The organism is Methylobacterium sp. A49B (assembly GCF_053346215.1).
The window spans coordinates 21976-43787 of sequence record NZ_JBKFBO010000127.1 but is presented as its reverse complement, the minus strand read 5'-3'; the positions used below and the strand labels follow the sequence as shown (position 1 = coordinate 43787).

23 protein-coding genes are annotated in these 21812 nt (G+C 71.6%); 10 read left to right on the top strand and 13 right to left on the bottom strand.

Annotated features, from left to right (window positions below):
• The first annotated feature begins 13 nt into the window (after positions 1 to 13).
• Complete coding sequence (locus ACLBX9_RS25800) at positions 14 to 1132, top strand: carboxylate-amine ligase (RefSeq protein ID WP_010685014.1); 1119 nt, start codon at positions 14 to 16, stop codon at positions 1130 to 1132.
• Between the two features lie 146 nt (positions 1133 to 1278).
• Here ACLBX9_RS25800 and der read toward each other — a convergent pair whose 3' ends face one another.
• The 3 genes from der to ACLBX9_RS25785 form a co-directional block, all read right to left on the bottom strand.
• A complete protein-coding gene (gene der / locus ACLBX9_RS25795) occupies positions 1279 to 2628 on the bottom strand; it encodes a ribosome biogenesis GTPase Der (RefSeq protein ID WP_447720923.1) in 1350 nt (449 codons plus the stop codon).
• A 28-nt stretch (positions 2629 to 2656) separates the two neighbouring features.
• Positions 2657 to 3367, bottom strand: a complete 711-nt coding sequence (locus ACLBX9_RS25790) for a tetratricopeptide repeat protein (protein WP_010685016.1) — start codon at positions 3365 to 3367, stop codon at positions 2657 to 2659.
• Positions 3368 to 3474: 107 nt separating this feature from the next.
• Positions 3475 to 4086: an NnrU family protein gene (locus ACLBX9_RS25785; RefSeq protein ID WP_010685017.1), complete on the bottom strand. Its 612-nt coding sequence runs from the start codon at positions 4084 to 4086 to the stop codon at positions 3475 to 3477.
• A gap of 395 nt (positions 4087 to 4481) precedes the next feature.
• Between ACLBX9_RS25785 and ACLBX9_RS25780 the strand changes: the two genes are divergently transcribed.
• Positions 4482 to 5636 (top strand): hypothetical protein, encoded by a 1155-nt coding sequence (locus ACLBX9_RS25780; protein WP_447720980.1) that lies wholly within the window; start codon positions 4482 to 4484, stop codon positions 5634 to 5636.
• Between the two features lie 103 nt (positions 5637 to 5739).
• On the opposite strand, the gene ACLBX9_RS25775 is transcribed toward ACLBX9_RS25780, so the two are convergent.
• Entirely contained in the window at positions 5740 to 5991 is a 252-nt protein-coding gene (locus tag ACLBX9_RS25775; RefSeq protein ID WP_158168662.1) for a hypothetical protein, read from the bottom strand.
• A gap of 125 nt (positions 5992 to 6116) precedes the next feature.
• Between ACLBX9_RS25775 and ACLBX9_RS25770 the strand changes: the two genes are divergently transcribed.
• The 3 genes from ACLBX9_RS25770 to ACLBX9_RS25760 all read left to right on the top strand — a co-directional run bounded on the left by ACLBX9_RS25770 (position 6117) and on the right by ACLBX9_RS25760 (position 7590).
• Complete coding sequence (locus ACLBX9_RS25770) at positions 6117 to 6422, top strand: hypothetical protein (RefSeq protein WP_447720922.1); 306 nt, start codon at positions 6117 to 6119, stop codon at positions 6420 to 6422.
• A 57-nt stretch (positions 6423 to 6479) separates the two neighbouring features.
• Entirely contained in the window at positions 6480 to 6740 is a 261-nt protein-coding gene (locus ACLBX9_RS25765; protein WP_447720921.1) for a hypothetical protein, read from the top strand.
• A 97-nt stretch (positions 6741 to 6837) separates the two neighbouring features.
• On the top strand, positions 6838 to 7590 hold the full coding sequence (locus ACLBX9_RS25760) for a lytic transglycosylase domain-containing protein (RefSeq protein WP_447720920.1): 753 nt from the start codon (positions 6838 to 6840) through the stop codon (positions 7588 to 7590).
• Positions 7591 to 7609: 19 nt separating this feature from the next.
• Here ACLBX9_RS25760 and ACLBX9_RS25755 read toward each other — a convergent pair whose 3' ends face one another.
• Both ACLBX9_RS25755 and ACLBX9_RS25750 read right to left on the bottom strand, forming a co-directional pair.
• A complete protein-coding gene (locus ACLBX9_RS25755; protein WP_447720919.1) occupies positions 7610 to 8278 on the bottom strand; it encodes an SOS response-associated peptidase in 669 nt (222 codons plus the stop codon).
• Positions 8279 to 8494: 216 nt separating this feature from the next.
• The gene (locus ACLBX9_RS25750) at positions 8495 to 9667 is read right to left on the bottom strand and encodes a zinc-dependent alcohol dehydrogenase (RefSeq protein WP_447720918.1); all 1173 of its coding nucleotides are present in this window, start codon (positions 9665 to 9667) and stop codon (positions 8495 to 8497) included.
• 277 nt (positions 9668 to 9944) lie between these two features.
• On the opposite strand from ACLBX9_RS25750, the gene ACLBX9_RS25745 reads away from it, so the two are divergent.
• The gene (locus ACLBX9_RS25745; RefSeq protein ID WP_447720917.1) at positions 9945 to 11057 is read left to right on the top strand and encodes an alkene reductase; all 1113 of its coding nucleotides are present in this window, start codon (positions 9945 to 9947) and stop codon (positions 11055 to 11057) included.
• A gap of 246 nt (positions 11058 to 11303) precedes the next feature.
• Here ACLBX9_RS25745 and ACLBX9_RS25740 read toward each other — a convergent pair whose 3' ends face one another.
• The 7 genes from ACLBX9_RS25740 to ACLBX9_RS25710 form a co-directional block, all read right to left on the bottom strand.
• A complete protein-coding gene (locus ACLBX9_RS25740) occupies positions 11304 to 12542 on the bottom strand; it encodes a cytochrome P450 (protein WP_158168674.1) in 1239 nt (412 codons plus the stop codon).
• Positions 12535 to 13860, bottom strand: coding sequence for an NAD(P)/FAD-dependent oxidoreductase (locus ACLBX9_RS25735; RefSeq protein WP_447720916.1), 1326 nt, complete (start codon positions 13858 to 13860; stop codon positions 12535 to 12537). The genes ACLBX9_RS25740 and ACLBX9_RS25735 overlap by 8 nt, the downstream gene beginning before the upstream one ends.
• Complete coding sequence (locus ACLBX9_RS25730) at positions 13857 to 14069, bottom strand: ferredoxin (protein WP_158169401.1); 213 nt, start codon at positions 14067 to 14069, stop codon at positions 13857 to 13859. The genes ACLBX9_RS25735 and ACLBX9_RS25730 overlap by 4 nt, the downstream gene beginning before the upstream one ends.
• Positions 14070 to 14104: 35 nt before the next feature.
• Positions 14105 to 15433 (bottom strand): nucleotide disphospho-sugar-binding domain-containing protein, encoded by a 1329-nt coding sequence (locus tag ACLBX9_RS25725; RefSeq protein ID WP_447720915.1) that lies wholly within the window; start codon positions 15431 to 15433, stop codon positions 14105 to 14107.
• Positions 15434 to 15749: 316 nt separating this feature from the next.
• Complete coding sequence (locus tag ACLBX9_RS25720; protein WP_158168678.1) at positions 15750 to 16382, bottom strand: TPM domain-containing protein; 633 nt, start codon at positions 16380 to 16382, stop codon at positions 15750 to 15752.
• A complete protein-coding gene (locus ACLBX9_RS25715; protein ID WP_432419904.1) occupies positions 16372 to 17151 on the bottom strand; it encodes a TPM domain-containing protein in 780 nt (259 codons plus the stop codon). The genes ACLBX9_RS25720 and ACLBX9_RS25715 overlap by 11 nt, the downstream gene beginning before the upstream one ends.
• Before the next feature lie 33 nt (positions 17152 to 17184).
• A complete protein-coding gene (locus ACLBX9_RS25710; RefSeq protein ID WP_191991950.1) occupies positions 17185 to 17775 on the bottom strand; it encodes a LemA family protein in 591 nt (196 codons plus the stop codon).
• Positions 17776 to 18014: 239 nt separating this feature from the next.
• On the opposite strand from ACLBX9_RS25710, the gene ACLBX9_RS25705 reads away from it, so the two are divergent.
• The 4 genes from ACLBX9_RS25705 (at position 18015) to ACLBX9_RS25690 (ending at position 21800) form a co-directional block, all read left to right on the top strand.
• On the top strand, positions 18015 to 18389 hold the full coding sequence (locus tag ACLBX9_RS25705; protein WP_447720914.1) for a hypothetical protein: 375 nt from the start codon (positions 18015 to 18017) through the stop codon (positions 18387 to 18389).
• A 25-nt stretch (positions 18390 to 18414) separates the two neighbouring features.
• Positions 18415 to 19353 (top strand): LysR substrate-binding domain-containing protein, encoded by a 939-nt coding sequence (locus ACLBX9_RS25700; protein ID WP_447720913.1) that lies wholly within the window; start codon positions 18415 to 18417, stop codon positions 19351 to 19353.
• Between the two features lie 330 nt (positions 19354 to 19683).
• Positions 19684 to 20877, top strand: coding sequence for a CaiB/BaiF CoA transferase family protein (locus ACLBX9_RS25695; RefSeq protein WP_158168688.1), 1194 nt, complete (start codon positions 19684 to 19686; stop codon positions 20875 to 20877).
• Positions 20874 to 21800, top strand: coding sequence for a hydroxymethylglutaryl-CoA lyase (locus ACLBX9_RS25690; protein WP_447720912.1), 927 nt, complete (start codon positions 20874 to 20876; stop codon positions 21798 to 21800). Before ACLBX9_RS25695 ends, ACLBX9_RS25690 begins: the two co-directional genes overlap by 4 nt.
• Positions 21801 to 21812 lie beyond the last annotated feature (12 nt).

The window sequence follows — 21812 nt, the reverse complement described above, 5'->3', positions numbered from 1 at the left end:
TCCGGAGACCACGATGAGCGCCCATAGCTACCGCTTCGGCATCGAGGAGGAGTATTTCCTCGCCGATGCCGAGACCCGCGGGACGCCGCGCGGCGACCTCGCGGCCTTCCATGCGCGGGTGAAGGCGGAGCTGCCCGAGACCGGGCGCGAACTCGTCGCCGCGCAGGTCGAGGTCTGCACGCCGCCGCTCAGCGACGCGCGGGTCGCCCGGAACAACCTCGGCGGCCAGCGGGCGCAGCTCGCCGGGATTGCGGCGGAGAACGGCCTGAGCCTGCTGGCCTGCGGCACCCATCCCCTCGCGCGCTGGGCCCGACAGACCGCCACCGACGGCGAGCGCTACAAGGGCATCCTCTCCGATGTCGGGATCGCGGCCCGGCGGGCGCTCATCTGCGGCATGCACGTCCACGTGGAGGTGCCGGACCCGGAGGCCCGCGTCGATCTGATGAACCGGCTGCTGCCGTTCCAGCCGCTGCTGCTGGCGCTCTCGGCCTCCTCGCCGTTCTGGCAGGGCGAGGCGACGGGTCTCAGGGCTTACCGGCTCAGCGTCTTCGGAGAACTGCCCCGCACCGGCCTGCCGGAGATCTTTTCCGATGCCGCCGCCCACGCGCGGTTCGTCGACATCATGACCCGCTCGGGCGCCATCGCAGACGCGAGCTTCCTGTGGTGGTCGCTGCGCCCCTCGATCAAGTTCCCGACCCTGGAGTTGCGCATCGCCGATGCCTGCACGCGCCTCGACGATTCCCTGTGCCTCGCCTCCCTGTTCCGCTGCCTCGTGCGCCTGTGTGTGCGCCGGCCGGATCTCCATGCCGGGCTCGACGGCGTCTCGCGGGCGCTGGCCTCGGAGAACCTGTGGCGCGCCCAGCACAGCGGCGTGCGGGCGACGCTGATCGACGAGGCCCGGGGCGAGGCCGTGCCGTTCGCCGAGGCGTTGGAAGACGTGCTCGCCCTCGTGGCCGAGGATGCGGATGCGCTCGGCTGCGCCGCCGAGGTGATGCGTGCCCGGGCGATCGTCGGCGAGGGGACCAGCGCGGACCGGCAGGTCTCGGCCTACGAGGCGGCGCTCCGGGAAGGGAAGGACGAGCGCGCGGCCCTCGCGGCGGCGGTCGACTGGATCGCCGAGGCGTCCCGCTGAGGTCCTGCGGTCCCTCGGGTGGAAGACCCGCATCGTCATCACGAGCGCCGCGACGTGACCCAGGTTTGCGCGAGGCCGCTGATGGCGCGCTGCCTGGGTTGCTTCGCTCCGCTCGCAACGACGGCGCGGCTGATCCGGATTCCGGCTCAGCCCTTGTCGAAGGGGTTCTGCGAGGTCCGGAGCGAGAGCCGGATCGGCGTGCCCGGCAGGTCGAAGGTCTCGCGCAGGCCGTTCACGAGGTAGCGCGTGTAGGATTTCGGCAGGGCGTTGAGCTGGTTGCCGAACAGCGCGAAATGCGGCGGCCGGCTTTTCACCTGCGTGGCGTAGCGGATCTTGATCCGCCGGCCCGACACCGCCGGGGGCGGGTTGCGCGAGGTCGCCTCATTCAGCCAGTCGTTGATGCGCGACGTCGAAATGCGCCGGTCCCACACCTCTGAGGCCTGCACCACCGCCTGCATCAGCTTGTCGACGCCGTCGCCGGCGAGCCCGGAGAGCGGCACCACCGAGACGCCGCGCACCTGCGGCAGCAGGCGGGTGCAATCCTCGCGGAGCTGCTTCAGGAGGCCGGGCTGGTCGGCCACGAGGTCCCACTTGTTGAGGCCGATCACCAGGGCGCGGCCCTCGCTCTCCACGAGGTCGACGATGGTGAGATCCTGCTTCTCGAACGGGATCGTGGCGTCGAGGAGCACCACCACCACCTCGGCGAAGCGCACGGCGCGCAAGCCATCCGAGACCGCGAGCTTTTCGAGCTTGTCGTCGATCCGGGCACGGCGGCGCATGCCGGCCGTGTCGTGCAGCTTGATGCGGCGCCCGCGCCATTCCCAGTCCAGGGAGATCGAATCGCGCGTGATACCGGCCTCGGGGCCGACGAGCAGCCGTTCCTCGCCGAGCATGCGGTTGATCAGCGTGGATTTGCCGGCATTCGGGCGCCCGACAATCGCGACCTTCAGGGCGCGGCCGCCGGGGGCATCCTCGTCCGCGTCCTCGTCGTCCTCGCGCTGGGGCAGGGCGCCCTTCAGCGCCTCGTGCAACTCGCCCACGCCCTCGCCGTGCTCGGCCGAGAACGGGATCGGGTCGCCGAGCCCCAGCGTGAAGGCCTCGTAGGCGCCGGCGAGGCCGGTGCCGCCCTCGGCCTTGTTGGCGATCAGGATGACCGGGCAGCCGGCCCGACGCACCAGCTCGGCGAAGGGCTGGTCGGCCGGCAGCACGCCGGCGCGGGCGTCGATCACGAACAGCACCACGTCGGCGGCGAGGATCGCCGCCTCGGTCTGCATCCGCATCCGGCCGGTGAGGGTCCGCTCGTCCGCCTCCTCAAGCCCCGCGGTGTCGATCACCCGGAAGTGGAGGCCGCCGAAGGCGACGTCGCCCTCGCGCCGGTCTCGGGTGACGCCCGGACGGTCGTCGACCAGCGCGAGCTTTTTGCCCACGAGGCGGTTGAACAGGGTCGACTTGCCGACGTTCGGCCTCCCGACGATCGCGACGGTCGGCATGTCCATGATAGGTCTCGAAAAGTTCGGTTAGAAATCAGCGCGTGATCGGCGGGGGCGGCGCGGCCGGCTCGGGCTTGGCCTCGGTCACCGTGACGGGACCGCCCGCGACGATCGCCGCGTAGACCTCGATGCGCTCGCGCAGGTTCCGCGGGGTGTCGGGATCGGCGACGATCTGGTCGAACCAGCGGCCGGCGTCCTCGTAGTCGCCCTTCTTCAGGGCGGCCAGTCCCAGCATCTCGCGAGCGGTGTGGCGGAACGGCGTGCCGGCGGCCAGGCCCTGGAGATTGGTCAGCGCCGCGTCCGGGTTCTGGCCGTCGAGGCGCAGCAGGGCGGCGCGCAGGCGCGCGAGGTCGCGCATCCCGTCGCCGAGGCTGCTGTCGTCGGCGAGCTTGTCGAACTCCGCTGCTCCCGCCGCGGGATCGCGCTTGCTCGTCTCGGCCGCCGCACGGAACCGGGCGAGGAGCCGGTAGCCCGCCGGGCCCTGCGCCTCGAGGGCGTCGAAGGCCTTGTCGGCCTCCGCGGCCTTGCCGTCCTTGGCGAGGCGGTTGGCGTCGTCGAACTGCACCGAGGCGGTCTCGGCCGCCGCGCGCTGCTGAGCCTGCCAGTATCGCCAGCCCGCGACGCCCGCGACCACGAGCACGGCGAGCGCGATGATCACGCCGCTGTAGCGCTTCCAGATCTGGAGGATCCGGTCGCGGCGGTAATCCTCGTCGACCTCGCGAAGGAACTCGTTGTTCTCGGCCATTGTCTCCAGGCCTGCCTCTGTCGGCCGGCCGCCTCAGTACCGCGATGGGGCCCCGCGCCTAACACACGGGCGCCGGGTTGGCGACAGGCCGTGTCTCAGACGGCGTCTCAGGCCATCGCGCCCGGCCAGACGGGCACGCCGATCACCGGATAATGCAGGTAGCGGGCGAAGACGAACCACGCGACCGTGCCGATCGCTACGGCCAGGATGTCGTTGCGCCATCCGTGCGGCGCGACCGCCGGGCCCGCGTGCTGGGCCGCCACCGCCCCGGGCGCGAGGGCCCGGCGCTTGGCGCTGATCCGGGCGGCCACCGCCCAGGCGAGAAAACCGCCGAACAGCAGCATCGAGCCCAGGTCGCCGTTCGCCAGGAGATGGGCCGTCGCCCAGATCTTCACGGCGAGCAGCATCGGGTGCTTGGCCCGGGCGCGGATATGGCCCGGCAGGTAGGCGGCGGCGAGGCTGATGAAGGCCAGCCACACGAGGAGGAGCGCGAGGTGGCGCGTCCAGACCGGCGGATCCCAGACCGGGATGTAGCCGGCGAGCCGGTAATCGTGGAAGCCGATCCCGATGAGGACCAGACCCAGCAGCGACAGGGCGGTGTAGCCGAGCTTGTACCGGTTCTCGCCGATCCGGCCGACGATCGCGGCGCGCCGGGTGCGGGCCATCGAGAAAGCGTGCGTGCCGAGGAACAGCACGAGACCGAGGATCAGGAGCAGCATGGGGATCCCGCCGACGTGCCGCCGGGCGGCAAGCACTCTGTAATGGTTCTCAAGCGAATCTCGCCCTGTTTGTCCAGGCGTGGCCGGGACGCAGCCGGATGGCGGCGATGAACTGGACGATCAGGATTGCTGCGTGGAGCTGCAGAGGCGCTGTCGCGTCGTTCATCAGATCTGGCGGAACAGTGCCGCGGGATCTCCCTCCCCCCTCTGCGGGGGAGGGTGGCCCCTGCGTCAGCGGGGGTCGGGAGAGGGGAGCGCGGTTTCAGGAGAAGGCGCGACCTTCAAGACGGACACAGCCACATCCCGCACCGTCGCTCCCCTCTCCCGACCCCCTTCGGGGGCCACCCTCCCCCGCAGAGGGGGGAGGGAGGGCGTCGCGTGTCGCAGGCGCGGCACTGCTAATCCTGACCGGTCTTCTCCCTGTCCCGGCCCCCGCCGCGTCCGATCCCCCGCTCTCGGCCCTGACCCTGGTCGGCCCGCCCGCGATCGTCTTCAAGGCCGGTCGCGACGCCTGCGACGGCGCCGACGTCCCGGACGCGCCGGCCCGCGCCTTCCGCGACGCCTCCGGCGCCGTGGCGCTCTACGGCATGCATTACCGCAACCGGGCGCTCCGCGGCCCGGATCTCGGCCATCTCAGGCTCGACTGCACGGTCGTGCTCGATTCCGGCGAGAAGTCCGATCCGGCGGCCTACGATGACCGCTCCTGGATCACCGCCACTTGGACCGAGGACGGCCGCCGCGTCGCCGCGCTCCTCCACCACGAGTACCAGGCCAACGAGCATCCCGGCCGCTGTCCCGCGGGGACCTACATGGCCTGCTGGTACAACACGATCACGGCCGCCGCCTCCCTGGACGGCGGCCGGAGCTTCCTCCGGAAATCCCCGCCCGTGGTGGTCGCCGGCGCGCCGTTCCGGCAGGACATCGACCAGGGGCATCACCGGGGCTTCTTCAACCCGTCGAACATCGTCGCGGACGGGAAAGAGCGGTATTTCCTGGCCTCGACCACGGGCTGGACCCGACCCGGCAGCGATCAGGAGGCGGGCGTCTGCCTGTTCCGCAGCGACGATCCCGCCGACCCAACGCGCTGGCGGGCCTGGACCGGCACCGGCTTCACCGCAGCCTTCCCGGATCCCTATCGGGCCACGCATCCGAACCGGGCCACCTGCCGGCCGGTGGGGCCGTTCCCGGGGCCGGTCGGAGCCGTGGTCCGCCATCGCGGCTCGGGAGCCTGGATCGCCGTGTTCATGGCCAAGGCGGGCGAGGGCTTCGCGCGGTCCGGGTTCTACTGGACCAGTTCCCGCGATCTCCTCGCCTGGGACACGCCGCGCCTGCTCGTGGAGGGCGCCACGCTCTACGACGATCCCTGCACGGCGACCGCCCCGCTGATCGCCTATCCGTCGCTCCTCGATCCGGATGCCAAGGGGCGCAATTTCGACGATGTCGGCGACACGGCGCTCCTGACCTACGCGAGCCTGCGGGTCGAGGGCTGCACGATCACCTCCGACCGAGACTTGGTCCGCCGCCCCGTGGCGATCCGCGTCTGGCCCTGATCCGGCTTGACGGGACCGCGATCGCCGCACCCGTCAGGCGCGACCGCCACGGGATCCCCATGCACGAAGCCCGCCCGGAGGCGGAGGCCACGATCGCCGAGGCCTACCGCACGCGGCTCTCCTGAACGGCCCGCTCAGCGGCCCGGCCGGTCGGCGGCCCGTACAACAGGGCGCCGGCCTCGGCGGAACCCGTGGGCAGACCGATCCGCTGGCAGAGCACGGTGCCCAGGGTCAGGCTCAGCATCAATGCGGTGGTCGAGAGCAGCACCGTGGTCGCCCGGGCATAGGCGCGCCCGGCATGGATCAGCACGCAGCCGCAGGCGAAGATCGTGATGGCCTGAAACAGATGCTGCACGGGCGCCGTCCTCTCGGGCCGCGGAAGCCTGTCCGGGCCGGCCTGGATCGTCCGCGGGCGGCGTGAAAACGCGGTTAACGTCGGGTATAGCATCGTCATGCGAGTCGGGTGTTGAAGGACCTTGTATGAGCGCGTCCAGGATCCCCGAGGAGGCGGTTGGCGCGATCCCGCTCGGGTCGGTGGCGACTCGCGAGAGTGCGGCGCTCGGGTCGGGCGCCGTCGGCGCGGGAGCCCTGGGCGCCTCGGCGCTGGGGGCGCTCGCCGTCGGGGTCGCGGCCATCGGCGCGGTGGCGCTGGGCGCCTTCGCGATCGGCCGCCTGTCGGTGGCGCGTGCCCGGGTCGGTTCCCTGGAGGTCGGGTCGTTGAAGGTCGGATCGCTGGAGATCGACACGCTCACGGTGCGGTCGCTGCGCACGCCGCAGCAGGATTGACCCCAGGGCACGCTTGCCGGGCCGCCGCCCCGGAGGCGAACGCGAGGACAGGGTGCGATGACCGATCCGAAGCCGCCCTTCCGCGCCACGGACGCGGTGGATGCCCTCGGCGAGACCGAGGGCGATTTCGTCCTCCCGCTCTGCCTGCCACGGCCCAGCCTGCTGGTCGGCGAGGATCTCGCCGTCGTGGTGCTCGACACGATACACGGCCAGCGCGTGGGTCTGCCCCTCTCGCCGCAGGGCGTCGCGGATCTTCACGCCGTGCTGGGGGAGGCTCTGCGCCTGCTGCAGGCGCGGGATGGCGGTGCGGTTCAGTGACCGGGGTCGATCCTGAGGGATCCGATGCCTCCGCGCGCTAAGGCTTCGTTGAGACGCCGCGCGTAACCCTGACGCCGCCCTTCCCGCGTGGCGGCCGATGCGCGCTTCTCCCGTCCTCCTCGTGCTGCTGGCTGCCGGCGCGCCCGCGCAGGCCCGGCCCGCGACCTTCCTGGCGGTGCATGCCCTCGGCATGGCGGCGCTGCCGTCGGTCCCGCCGCACGCCGCGCCAGTGCCGGAGGGGCGTACCCGCTTCCTCCCGCTCATCGCCCGCGAGGCCGCCGGTACCGGCCTTCCGGTCGCCGTGGCCGATGCCGTCGCCCGGATCGAGAGCGGCTACGATCCCGCGCTGGTGGGCAGCGTCGGCGAGGTCGGGCTGATGCAGGTCCGGCCCACCACCGCGGCGATGCTGGGATTCCGCGGCACGGTGGCGGACCTGGCGGCGCCGGAGATCAACGTCCGCTACGGCGTGCGCTACCTGGCGGAGGCATGGCGCCGGGCCGACGGCGACCTGTGCCGCGCGCTGATGAAGTACCGGGCGGGCCATGGGTCGGAGGTGATGTCGCCCCTGTCGCATATCTACTGCGCCCGCGCCCAGGCGATCCTGTCCGACTCCGAGGGGCGCCTCGGCCCCGGCCGGTCGGCCGTTCCGGTGCGGCTCGCCGCCGGGGCTGCGGCCGACCCGCGGCACGGCCGGGCGGCGCCTGCTCCGGCGGCCCCGCGTTCGTTCTGGGAGGTTCATCGGGCCCGCATCGCCCGGCTCAACACCGCCGTCGTGGCGCGCTGGCGGGCACGCGGATGGGCGCCGAGCGGCGCCGCGGCCGCGCTGGCGACGGAGCGCGCGGGCGGCTGACGGCGCGGATCGGCCCGGCTCAATCCGCGGGTTGCGGCTCCGGTTCGTCCGACCGCGCCCCCCGGGCCACCTCCCGCATCTCCAGATCCGGCAGCGGGCGCTGGAGGCGGAGGGCCTCGGCGGTGGGGGCTTCGAGCCAGGTCGCCCACTCCTCGGGCTTCGTGAGCAGCACCGGCATCGCCTTGGGATGGACCGGACCGACGACGCCGTTCGCCTCCGTCGTCAGGAAGGAGAACAGGCGGTGCTCCTCGGCGACCCGGTCGGGGTTCTCGCGCTTCGTCCCGCGCACGCCCGTCCACGGGCGCCAGATTCCCGCGAAGGCGAAGAGCGGCCGATCCGCGTCCAGGGCGAACCAGACCGGCGTCTTGCGCGGCTTGGTGTCGGCGTATTCGCTGAAGGCGGTCACCGGAACGAGGCAGCGGTGGGCGACCCCGAGCCACGGGCGCCAGTGCGGGCTCGCCACGTTGCGCACGTTGGTGACCGGATGCTCGCCGAACGCCTTCGGCCCCGGCATGCCCCAGCGCATCATGACGAGATCCCGGCCGGACGCGCCGTTCAGCACCACGGGTGCCAGCTGGTCCGGAAAGATAGCCGGCAACAACGGCAGGTTTCCGGTGCGGTCCTCTGTGATCCCGAAGGCCCGGCGCAGATCCGCCGGTCCGGTCCGCAGGCTGTAGAGGTTGCACATGGCACCGTCCGCCGATCCGGGCGCAGCCGCGCGCCAAGCTTCGATGCCGTTCTCGGCGCGGACGGCCGAAGCGTCAACGTCGCTTCATGATCGGCTCAGCCGCCAGTCGGCGGCCCGCGCCCAACCAAACCCCGGGCGTGCCAACAAGCCTGTCGGGGCTTCGGACATCCCGGGGGCTCGGCAAGGCCGGGCGGCGTGCGACCGCCCGGCCGCACCTCAGAGGTGAAACACCACCTTCACGCAGCCGTCCTTCTTGTCGCGGAAGGTCTTGTAGAGGTCTGGGCCGTCCGCAAGGTTCTCGGATCGGTGCGTGATCAGGGAGGTCATGTCGAACTTGCCCTCCTGGATCAGCTTGGTCAGCGTCTCCAGAAAGCGCTTCACGTGGGTCTGGCCGCTCTTGAGGGTCAGCCCCTTCTGCACGATCGAACCCATGTTGACCGGCAGCGGACCGCCGTAGACGCCAGGCACCGAGACGATGCCGCAGGGCCGTACCGCCTTGATCGCCTCGGCGAGCGCGTAGGGCCGCTCGGTGGCGGTCAGCTTCTCCTGGACGGTGGACAGCATGCCGGTGATGCCGCCATGGCCGGCGCTCGCCTCCATGCCGACGCAGTCGATCACCGCGTCGGCGCCCTGGCCCTTGGTGATGTCCTTGATCCGCTCGAAAACATCCTCGTTCATGAAGTCGATGATGTCGGTGGCGCCGACCTTCCTGGCCAGGGCGATGCGCTCGGGCACCGTCTCGATGACGATGATCCGCTCGGCGCCCATGATCTTGGCCGACTGGATGGTGAAGATGCCGACCGGCCCGGCGCCCCAGATTGCGATGGTCTCGCCGCCCTGGATCTCGCAATGCTCGGCGGCCTGCCAGCCGGTGGGCAGGATGTCGGTGAGGAACAGGACCGACTCGTCGTCCATGCCGTCGGGCACCTTCATGGGCGCCACGTCGGCCATCGGCACGCGCACGTACTCGGCCTGGCCGCCCGCGTAGCCGCCGGTGAGGTGCGAGTAGCCGAACAGGCCGGCGGTGGTGTAGCCGAACTGCGCGGCGGCCATCTCGGCGTTGCGGTTCGAGCGCTCGCATACCGAGTAGTTGCCGAGCTTGCACTGGCGGCACGCGCCGCAGTTGATGTTGAAGGGCACGATGATCCGGTCGCCCTTCTTGAACTTGGTGAAGCCCTGACCGACCTCGACCACCTCGCCCATGAACTCGTGGCCGAGGACGTCGCCGCTCTCCATGGTGGGCATGAGCCCGTCCATCAGGTGCAGGTCCGAGCCGCAGATCGCGCAGCTCGTCACCTTGATGATCACGTCGCGGGCATCCTCGATGACGGGGTCCGGGACCGTGTCGCAGCGGATATCGTTCCGTCCGTGCCAGCACAGGGCCTTCATGGCAGGCGTCTCCAGATGTCATCATGCCATGGCTGGGAGCCAGCCATCTCACGGAGTAAGCCCGGCTTGGCACGGCCAAGTTCCGGCCGATGCGGGCGCGACGGCAGTCCCCGGCCCGAGCCGATCCATGCGGGACCCGACCGTCGCCATCGCCGGTTATCAGCCCGGCGGGCCGCCGCGCGCTCGCGCTTGCCGATCGCGTCCGGGTCCCAGACCCCGGCGTCCCAGGGAGCGCCGCGCGGTCCCGACGATCCGATCCATCCTCCCGCGAGTCCCCATGCCGAGCAGCCCTGTCCTCCAGCCCGTCACGATCGGCGCGCTGAACCTGAAGAACCGGGTCGTGATGGCGCCCCTGACGCGCAGCCGCTCCGACGACGCGGGCGTGCCGCCTGACTTCGCCGCTGACTATTATGGGCAGCGGGCGAGCGCCGGCCTGATCGTCGCGGAGGCGACCAACATCTCGCCCCAGGCCGTGGGCTACGCCTTCACGCCGGGGATCTGGTCCGACGCGCAGGTCGAGAGTTGGACCCGGATCGTCCGGACGGTCCACGCCAACGACGGGCTGATCTTTCTCCAGCTCTGGCATACCGGGCGGATCTCGCACCCCGACCTCCAGCCGGGCGGCGGTGTGCCGGTCTCGGCCTCGGCGATCCGGCCCGAAGGCACCGCCTTCACTCGCGCGGGCATGAAGGCGCATGTCACGCCTCGGGCGCTGGAGACCGACGAGATCCCGGGCATCGTGGCCGATTATCGCCGGGCCGCCGAGAACGCCAAGCGCGCCGGGTTCGACGGCGTGGAGATCCACTCCGCCAACAACTACCTGCTCGAGCAATTCGTGCGCGATTCGACGAACCGGCGCACCGATCAATACGGCGGCTCTGTCGAGAACCGCCTGCGCTTCCCGTTGGAGGTGGTTCGGGCCGTCACCGAAGTCTGGGGCGGCGGTGAGCGCGTCGGCATCCGGATCTCACCGACCACCACGCAGCCGGGCGAGACGCCCCTCGATTCCAATCCGAATGCCACCTACGGCGCCTATCTCGACGCGCTCAACGGGTTCGGCCTGCTCTACGTCCACGCGATCGAGGGTGTGACGCAGCAGACCCGCGACGCGCCGGACGGCGTCGATCTCACCGCTCTGCGTCGCAGGTTCAAGGGCGCCTATATCGGCAATAACGGCCTGACCCTGGATCTGGCCGAGAAGGAACTGACGGAAGGCCGGGCCGACCTGTTCAGCTTCGGTCGGCCGTATCTCGCCAATCCGGACCTCGTGGAGCGCTTCGCAACCGGCGCGCCGATCGCGGAGGCGCCGAAGGCATACTGGTACGGCGGCGGCGCGAACGGTTACTCGGATTGGCCCGGCCTGCACGGGCCGGTGCCGGTGCGCCGTTGATCGGCGCACACGGTCCGCTCCCGGCCGAATGGTTTACGAATGTTTCACGTGAAACGTCGCCATTCACGCCGGGTTTACCAAAAGAGGCTGCTTCGACCAGGCCCGCGAGCGCACCCGGATCGTGGCATCGCCGTCTTCGCGAGCGGCACGAAGCAAGCCGGGGTGCCACCTCGACGAGGGCGAGGGGGACAGAGATCGATCCCGTTTCCCCGATGGCGTCGGTTCAGCCCGTCGACGGATGCCCCGTCAGGCGATCCCGTCGATGCCGATATGGAGCTGTTCGGGACCGCGCAGGGAGGCACCGGGCCGGTAGGGCGGATCCCGCATCAGCCGCGGCGCGACGAGACGGCGGCTCAGCGCCACGAGGGCGATCTCGGCCTCGATCCGCGCGAGGGGCGCGCCGACGCAGTAGTGCAGGCCGCCGCCGAAACCGAAATGCTCGATGTCCGGGCGATCGGGATCGAACCGGTCGGGCCGGTCGAACCGGGCGGGGTCGCGGTTCGCCGCGGCGAAAAGCAGAATGACCGGCGCGCCCTTCGGGATCGTCTCCCCCGCGAGCGGGATCGCCCCGAGAGCCTTCCGGGTCCGGAAATGCACCGGGGGCTCGTATCGCAGGACCTCCTCGATCAGCCGCGGGGCCCGCTCGGGATCGGCGCGCAGGCGCTCCAGCTCCGCAGGGTGGCGCAGCAGGGTCAGCATCGCGTTGGTGATCAGATTCACCGTCGTCTCATGGCCGGCGACCAGCAGCAGGATCGCGGTGGCGATCAGGTCGAAGTCGCTCATCTGCTTCCGGCCGCCAGGCCCGGGCGCGGCGAGCCCGCTCAGCATGTCGGCGGCCGGATGCCGGCGCTTCTCGCGGATGAGATCGCGCATGTAGCCGGAGATCGCGTCGAAGGCCGCCACCGTGCGTCGGCGGGTCTCGACGTCGCCGCGCGCGTCCGGCTCGAGGGCCGTGGCGAGCTGCGTCGCCCAGGACTGGAATCGGGGCTCGTCGGATTCCGGCACGCCGAGCAGTTCGCAGATCACCGAGACGGGCAGCGGATAGGACAGGTGGTCCACGAGACAGATCTCGCTGCGGCCGCGGCATGCATCGAGGAGGCCGTCCACCTCCCGGGCCACACGATCGCGCAGGCCCTGGACGCGCGGGATGGTGAACTCCCGCATCACCGCCGCGCGCAGAGTGTCGTGGTCCGGCGGATCGCGGAAGATCAGCGGCCGGTGCGCGGTGGCGATGCGACTGCGGATCGGGTTGAGGATCCAGTCGCGGATGGGATTGCCGGTGGGGGGGCGCTTGAACGGCGGTAGATCCTCCGAACTGAGCCGCGGATCGAAGAGCACGGTGCGGATCGCCGCATGCGTGCTCACCACGTAGCTGCCGTCGCGCTGGCGGGCGACCGGTCGTTCCCGCAGGCGTGCGTAGAGCGGGTATGGGTCGGCCCGGTTGGCCGGGTCCATTACGGCGGAGAAGAGCGTGTCGTCAGGCATGCGTGACCTCGGCGGGAAGCGCCGCCGGAACGGTCGCCCGCGGCACCGGGAAGCCGGGGACGGCGGTCTCGATGCGGGGCTGGTCGGTGGCGTCCGCGATCGGCGGAAACGCGGCGCCGACCCGGATCGCCTCCGCGTAGGCCGGCAGCCAGCGGGCCTGATCGAAGGACACGGCCGCGATGCTGCGCCCCGCGCGGCCGTAGACCGCGAGGAAGCGCCGGGACGCCCGCGAGCCCTGCACCACGGCGACCGAATCCGCGCCTCCGGCCAAGCCGACCAGCTTGATGTTGATGCCGAACTGGCTCGACCAGAAGGCCGGCAGGTGCTCGTAGGCGCGCTGGTCTCCGGGGCCGGCCAGCATGTTGCGGGCGGCGTGAGCGGCCTGCTCGACGGCGTTGCTCCAATGCTCCACCGAGACCGATCGCCCGCCGTAGAGCCGGATCGGCCAGCGTGCGACGTCGCCGGCCACGTAGATGTCGGGGCAGGGCGTGCCGCCCGCATCGCGGGCCCGGCAGGCCTCGTCGCAGGTCACGCCGCCGGGATCTGCCATGAGGCCGGCGCCGCTGAGCCAGCCCGTGGCCCGGGTTGCGCCCAGGGCCGCGATGACGAGGTCGGTCTCGAGGGCCTGTCCGTCCGCCAGCCGGGCGCGCGCCACCCGGCCCGCGGCATCGCCCTCGAAGGCCCGGACCATCGCGCCGGGACGGAAATCCGCGCCGGAATCGCGCAAGCATTCGGCGATCACGCGTCCGACATAGAGTCCCAGCGCGTTGGCCAGGGGCGTCGGGTTCGGGTCGATCAGGGTCACGGGTAGGCCGAGGTCCCGCAGGCACGAGGCGGCCTCGCACCCGATCAGGCCGCCGCCGACGATGAGAACCCGGCGCGGGCCGGCGGCCAGGGCCGCCCGCAAAGCCGCCGCATCGTCGCGGCCCCGGAGCGTGTGGATGCCAGCGAGGTCGCCCCCGGCCTCGGTCGGCCACGACCGCGCCTCGGCTCCCGTCGTGATGAGGAGCTTCTCGTATGCCAGGGCGGAACCGTCGGCGAGCCGGATCGTGCGGGCCTCCCGATCAAGGGACACGGCGGCGCTCCCGAGCCGCCAGCGGGCCCGCAGGGGGGCGAGTTCCGGCAGCCGCGTCGCCCCGGCCTCCAGCTTGCCGGCGAGGACGTGCTTCGACAGGGGCGGACGGTCGTACGGGCGGTAGGGCTCGGCACCCACGAGGGTCAGGGGGCCGTCGTAGCCGCCCTGCCGGAGGGCCTCCGCGCCGCGCAGGCCCGCCAGCGAGGCGCCAACCACGACGATGCCGGCAGGCTCAGGGGTCACGGCGTCTCTCCGTCATCCGCGCCGGCCTGGAGGCGGATGGCACGGACCGGGCAGGCCTGGACCGCCCGCTCGATCGCCCCGCGCCGCTCGGCCGGCGGCGCGGGATCGTAGAACAGGATCTCGTGGCCGTGCAGCACGAATGCGTCGGGGGCCGCGTAGCAGCACTGGGCATAGCCCTGGCAGCGGTTGAGATCGACGACGACGCGCAGGGGCCCGCCCCCGACCCCGGGACCGGACGGCGCGCTCACGCCGACCTCATCAGCGGCACCGCGAGACCCGCACCGATGCCGCGCACCGGGCCCGTGCCTGCAAGATCGTCGATCGCCGTCATGATGCCGGCCATGGCGTCCCGGGCCGCGAAGGCGTCGCGCATCGTACCGGCGCGCTGCCGGAAGCCGGGCTCGTCGAGCACCCGCGCCACCGCCGCGCCGATCGCGTCCGAACTCGGCGTGTTGGTCGCGAGGTTGAGGCCGACGCCGGACCAGCCGATGCGCGCGTTCACCTCCGCCTTGTCCTCGGTGAGGCCGGCGGAGACGATCGGGACGCCGGCGGCGAGCGCCTGCGAGACGCTGCCGTAGCCGCCGTTGGTCACGAGGACGCTGACCCGCGGCAGCAGATCGCGGAACGGCAGGAACTCGGAGACGCGGGTGTTGGCCGGGATCGGCCCGCGCAGGGCGTCGACGGGGCGCCCGCCGGTGGTGGCCAGGACGAGGAGGTCGTCGCGACCCGCCAGGGCGGCGAGCGTCGGCTCGACCAGCTCGCCAAAATCCGCGTTGGCCAAGGTCCCCTGCGTCACCAGGATGACGGGCCGGCCCGCCGCATTCGCCGCCTCCAGCTCCGGCCACCAATCCGGCAAGGGAGCCGGCGGCGCGGGCGGCTCCAGCAGCCCGATGAAGCGTACGCCCGGCGGCAACGCGCCGTAATCGTACTCGAAGCCCGGCACGGTGGGCTGGAGAAACAGGTCGGGCAGCACCACGATGGAGTGCGGCAGCGAGGCCGGCAGCGGCGGCAGGCCGAGCTTGGCGAGCTGGCCGTCGGCGTAGGCGCGGACCGGGTTGGCGAAGGCCGCATCCATGCCGGCCTTCATGGCCGCGTAGCGGACCCGCTCGGCTTGGTCGCCGGCGGGGGGGAGGCCGAGGCCGATCGGAGCGTGGTCGGGCCGTTCCAGGAACAGGAAGCTGACGTTGACGGTCACGATGGGCGGCCGCGGCGCCGTGTCGAGGAGGAGCGGCAGCACGCCGAGGAACATGCTGCCGGCGACGATCACGTCCGGCGCCTCCTCGGCGATCAGGCGCCGGAGGGTCGCAGCCTGCACCGGCATGGGATCGACGAAGCGCCGCTCGAACTCGCGCCGGTAGCGCTCCGGGCCGGCGGGCAGCTCGGTCTCGCGGTATTCCGCGGACCGGTTGTCCGGATAATCCGTGAAGCGCAGGCCCGCCGCCTCGATCTTCCCGCGGAACGCCGCATCACTCAGCATCAGGACGGTGTCACCCCGCGCGGCGGCGGCCCGGCCGATGGCGAGCAGCGGGTTCACGTGGCCGGTGAGGGGGGATGCGGCGATCAGGATCTTCATCTCGGGCTCCTCGAGCGAGGCCAGCGGGGCCGGCCTGGCTCCTCGTCATGGTCCTGGCGCCGTCCGGCGCCTGAGGCGCGCCCGCGGCGGCCTCAAAAGAGCAATCGCACGCCAAGATACATGGTTACGCCCGGACACAGGCTTCGTGCGGCGACGCACAATTCGGGCCGCTGGAGGTGGCCTTCGATCGTGTCGCGCCGCCGACTTTGCGGAGCGGAGCGAAGCCATCCGGCGGGCGCCTTCCGCCGCGCTTCCGCGCCTCCCTCGGCCGCTCCGCTCCGCACGCGATGAGGGGGCGCTGCTGCGACCGGCGGCGTCAATCGACCACGATCACCCGGTTCGGCAACTCGTCCGGATCGTCCGGCCCGGCCGGGAGATGGTCCGCCAAGCGGGCGCCAACCCGTTCCACCGCCACCGTCAGTCCGGCTTCGACCTCGCCGCGCCCGAGGGCCGGCACGAGGTCGTTCAGGACGCCGTCCCAGACCTCCTGCGGGATCCGTCCCAGAACGCCGAGATCGGCGACGATCTCGGCGTGCCGTTCGGCGAGCGACAGGTAGAGCAGCACGCCGGTGCGGGCGCGGGTCCGGCTCAGGCCGCGGGACCAGAAGGCGCGGCGGGCCGCCTCCCGGGCGCGGGCGCGGCGCAGGCTCCGCGGCACCAGGGCGAGGCGCAGCCGCTCCTGCTGGCTCGCCAGGAGCAGGAAGGCGACCAGGGCCGCCTGGGCGAGCAGGATCGAGGCCGCGCTCCAGGCGGTCAGCGCGATCAGGGGCCAGGGCAGAATCAGCGCGGCCACCAGCACAGCCAGCAGCACCACCGAGCGATAGGCGCCCGCCTGCCGGCACACCATCACGACGATCTCGCCGGAGGTGCCGGCCTCGGCCCGCGCCACCACCCGAGCGAGGCGCGCCTGCGCATCGGCTGTCAGCACGTCGGCGCTCCTACCAGTCACCGGATGCTCCCCCGCCGCCCGACGAGCCGCCCCCGCCGGAAAATCCACCGCCGAAGCCGCCGGATGATCCGCCGTCGGAGAAGCCGCCGCCCCATCCGCCCGAGCCGGGGCCCGGCAGGATCACGACGCCGCCACGGCGCCCGAACCCGGCCCGTCCGCCGGCCCGGTTCATGCGCCACGCGACGAACAGGACGATCAGGAACAAACCGATGAACAGCGCGACCTGCGCGGGATCGACCTCGTCGGTGCGCACCTGCGGCTTGCGCTGCCACTCCTGCGCGTCGCCCGCCAGGATCGACAGGATGCCGTCGACCCCCGCGTCCAGCCCGCCGTAATAGTCGCCGGTCTTGAAGCGCGGGGTGATCGCGCTCGCGATGATCACTCGCGAGAGCGCGTCGGTCAGCGCGCCTTCGAGCCCGTAGCCGACCTCGATCCGGACCTTGCGCTCGCTCGGCGCCACCAAGAGGAGGACGCCGTTGTTGGTCTTGGCCTGCCCGAGCTTCCACGCGCGGAACAGACGGTTGGCGTAGTCCTCGACGGTCGTGCCCTGAAGGTTCGGGACCGTCGCCACGACCACCTGATCCGAGGTCTTGTCCTCATGCGCCTTCAGCTTGGCTTCGAGCGCTCCGCGCTGATCGGGCGTGAGGATCCCGGCCGCGTCGACCACGCGGCCGGTGAGGGTCGGGAAGCTCAGCTCCGCCGCCAGCGCGCCGACCGCGTAGACCGCGAGACACGCGGCGATGACGGCGAGCGCCAGGGCAAGCCGCACCCGTACGGGGATGCTCCAGCCCACGGGCCGACCCTAGAACTTCACGTTCGGCGGCCGGTCGGCGTTCGGCGTGGCCGTGAAGGTCTCCATGGGCTTGGCGTCGGGATAGAGGAACGCCGCGATCCAGCGGCCCGGAATCGTGCGCACCTCGGTGTTGTAGGCCTGCACGGCCCCGATATAGTCGCGCCGCGCCACCGCGATCCGGTTCTCGGTGCCCTCGAGCTGGGATTGCAGGGCCAGGAAGTTCTGGTTCGATTTGAGATCCGGATACTTCTCCACGGTCACCAGCAGGCGCCCGAGGGCGCCGGAGAGCTGGTTCTGGGCGTCCTGGTACTCCTTGAACTTCTGCGGGTCGCTCACCGTGGAAGCGTCGACCTTCACGCTCGAGGCCTTCGCGCGCGCCTCGGTCACGCCGATCAGCACGTCCTTCTCCTGCTGGGCGTAGCCCTTCACGGTCTCGACGAGGTTGGGGATCAGGTCGGCGCGGCGCTGGTACTGGTTCTGCACCTCGCTCCAGGCGGACTTCGCCTGCTCCTGCAGCGTCGGCACCCGGTTGATGGCGCCGCAGCCCGAGAGCCCCGTGGCCACCAGGATCATCGTCAGCACCGCGAGGAGGCGGGCCATCGCGGGCGGCCGGCGCAGGTTGCCGGCATACAGACTCGGATTCATGTCGTGCCCCTCCCGGCCGGGACACGCCCGGCCCAACGATCACAGATCCGAGAGATAGGTCCCGCAACGCCCACGGTTAAGCCCTCCGCGCGGCGTGCCGCGAGAACCGTCGGGACATGCGCGGCGCAACGGCTCGGACGGGTGCGCGTTCGACACGGGTCGAGCCGACAGGCGCGGATGCGCGGAGCCCAGGGATGGAAGCAGAACTCGCCGGTCACCTCAGGGCCGCGACAGCGGTCGCGCGGCGTCACGCCCTGGCCTTCGTGGCGCCCTCCGGCAAGGACGCGCTGCCCTGGTCGGTGATCGAGGCATACGACGCCGCGGTGCGCGGCCACGTGGAGCGGGATCCACGGCTCGAGGACGAGCGCGATCAGGTCCTGATCGCCGCCGTGAAGCTCGCCGAGACCCCCCTCGACGAGGGCGAGGACGAGATCGCGGCGGCGCGCGCGCGCCTCGTGTCGGCGATCGACGGCCTGGAGCGGGCTGTGCTGCGCTTCGGTGTGGTCAACCGCAAGGCCGCGAAGCTGGGCTACGGCACCCATGGCCAGCCGGTCGGGTCCCGGGACTGAGCCGCGGCCGTCGAGCGCGAAGCCCGTGTCCGCCGATCTGCCCGCCGCCGCGATTCTGAGCCGCCTCGATCTCAAGACGCTGCGCCTGTTCGCGGCGATCTGCGAGGAGGGCACGCTCAACGGCGCGGCCCGTCGCGCGGCCATCGCCCCATCGGCGGTGAGCAAGCGTCTCGCGGAACTGGAGCACGCCCTCGGCTGCACCCTGCTCACCCGGGAGCCCCGGGGCATGCGCCCGACGCCCGCGGGCGAGACGCTGCTGCATCACACGCGCCGCATGCTGGCGAGCGCCGAGCAGATCGCCCTGGAACTCGCCGAGCATGCCCGGGGCGTGCGCGGCTTCGTGCGGGTGCTCGCCAACCTCTCGGCCATCGTGGAATTTTTGCCCGAGGATCTGCAGGCCTTTCTGGCGGTGCAGCCCGCGATCCGGCTCGATCTGGAGGAGCGTCCGAGCGGCGGCGTCGTGGCGGGGGTCGAGGAGGGGCTCGCGGATCTCGGCATCTGCGCGGGCGGCACCGAGACCCGGTCCCTCTCGGCCCATCCGTATCGGTCCGACCGCCTCGTCCTGGTGATGCCGGCGGACCATCCCCTGAGCGGCCGGGACGCCGTCGCCCTGGCCGACACCCTCGACTACGACCATGTCGGGATGCACGCGGCGAGCTCGATCTACGCGGCGTTGCGGGACGAGGCGCGGCGCCTCGGCCGTCCCCTGCGGCTGCGGATGCACGTGCCGAGCTTCGACGCGATCTGCCGGATGGCCCAGGTCGGGATGGGACTCGGCACCGTCCCGGAGCATGTCTACGCCCTGCTGGGACCGCCGATGCGCCTCGCGGCCGTCCCGCTCACGGATCCCTGGGCGCGGCGCACCCTGCGCCTCGTGGTCCGGCCAGGGTCCCTGACGCCCGCCGCGACGCTGTTGCTGGACCATCTTCGGGGGGCCGCATCCTGCAGGGCTGAGAATTCATGATGACAGATCGCGCCGCATCTTGGCGTCGATTGCAACACCGCACCCGCACCGTCATTCCGGGACTGCGCCGCAGGACCCGGACTCCAGAACCGCGACGGGTGCCTTGCTCGGCTGCTGCCTGCGACTCTGGAGTCCGGGCTCGCCTTCAGGGCCCCGGAAGGACGGAATGGATGCTTCGAGGCGCAGGCTTATCGCGGTCACATAAGCTCGCGATCCGCCGCGTCCTGGGAGGCTGCGTTCTCCGCTCGCGAACGCACGTTGGTGCATGGCGTTTGGACTTAAAATGCCGAACGACAGTATTCATACAATCAATAAGTCATGGAGGAGAGAATGTCCGGTCCGCTCAGCGGTATCCGTGTTCTTGAACTGGGTCAGCTGATCGCCGCGCCGTTCGCGACGCGCCTGATGGCCGAGTTCGGCGCCGAGGTGATCAAGGTCGAGCCCCCGGGCGAGGGCGATCCCCTGCGCAAGTGGCGCAAGATGCACGAGGGCACGTCCCTCTGGTGGTACCTGCAGTCGCGCAACAAGAAGTCGATCGCCGTCAATCTGAAGTCTCCAGAGGGTCTCGACGTCGTCAAGCAGCTCGCTACGAGCGCCGACGTGGTGGTGGAGAACTTCCGACCCGGCGGCCTGGAGAAGCTCGGCCTCGGCTGGGACGTGCTCTCGGCACTGAACCCCAACCTCGTGATGGTCCGCATCTCGGGCTACGGCCAGACCGGCCCCTACCGCGACCGTCCCGGCTTCGGCGCCATCGGCGAGTCGATGGGCGGTATCCGCTTCACCACCGGCAGCCCGGAGGCGCCCCCGGCCCGCGTCGGCGTCAGCATCGGCGACACCCTGGCCTCCCTCCACGGCGTGATCGGCGCGCTGATGGCGCTCCTGCGGGTCAAGACCGGGCAGGGCGCCGGACAGGTGATCGACGTCTCCCTGGTGGAGAGCGTGTTCAACGTGATGGAGAGCCTCGTCCCCGAATACGATCTGCTGGGCGAGGTCCGCACCCGCACCGGCGGCGCGCTGCCGGGCATCACGCCCTCGAATACCTATCCCACGCGGGACGGCGGTTACGTGGTCATCGCCGGCAACAGCGACCCGATCTTCCGCCGCCTGATGACGGCGATCGGCCGTCCCGACCTCGCGGACGACCCGGCGCTGCGCAACAACGAGGGCCGCTCCAAGCAATCCGCGATGCTGGACGGCCTCATCGCCGACTGGTCGAGGACCAAGACCGTCGAGGAGGCGCTCGCCGCCCTCGACGCGGCCGACGTGCCGGCCGGCCGGATCTACTCGGTGGCCGACATCGTCGCCGACCCGCACTATCAGGCGCGCGACATGATCCTGCAGGCGGAGCTGCCCGGCGGGACCCAGGTCAAGATGCCCGGCATCGTGCCGAAGCTGTCCGACACCCCCGGCGCGGTGCGCTGGCAGGGTCCGGCGCTCGGCGCCCACACGGATTCGGTGCTCGGCGAGCTCGGCCTCGACGCCGACCGCATCGCCGCCTTGCGCGAGAAGGGAGCGGTGGCATGAGCGGCGACGCCATGATCGTCCAGGAGGTCGCCACCCGCGACGGCTTCCAGATCGAGCCCGTCTTCGTGGCGACGGCGGAGAAGATCCGCCTGATCGACGCGCTCTCGGAGGCCGGCTTCAGCCGCATCGAGGTCTCGTCCTTCGTCTCGCCGAAGGCCGTTCCGGCGCTCGCCGACGCGGCCGAGGTTTTTTCAGGGATCCGGCGCCGGCCCGGCACGGTCTACGTCGCCCTGGTGCCGAACCCCAAGGGTGCCGAGCGGGCCCTCGCCGCCAAGGTCGACGAGATCAACCTCGTCGCCTCGGTGAGCGAGACCCACAACCGCGCCAACATGGGCATGAGTCCGGCCGACTCCATCGCCGGCTTCGCGCGGATCATGGATTCGGTGCGCGGCGCGCCCGTCAGCACCAACGCCACGGTGGCCACCGCCTTCGGCTGCCCCTTCGAGGGTGACCAGCCGGTCGACACGGTGGTGGCGCAGGTGGAGCGCTACCTGTCGCTCGGCGTCGACGGGGTGACGCTCGCCGACACCACCGGCATGGCCAACCCCCGACAGGTGGCGCGCCTCGTCGCCCGCGTGCTGCCGCTCGTCGGCGCCGGGCGCCTGACGCTCCACTTCCACAACACCCGCGGCCTCGGCCTCGCCAACGTGCTGGCCGCCTTCGACACCGGCGCCCGGCGCTTCGACGCGGCGCTCGGCGGCCTCGGCGGCTGCCCGTTCGCGCCGGGTGCCACCGGCAACATCTGTACCGAGGACCTCGTCAGCATGGCCCACGAGATGGGCGTGCCGACCGGATTGGATCTGGAGGCGCTGATCGGCCTGTCGCGGGACCTGTCCCGCCTCGTGGGGCACGACGTTCCCGGTCAGGTCGCCAAGGCCGGACGCCCCTGCGACCTGCATCCGGCGCCCGCCAGGGCGGCGTGAGCCGCGGCCATC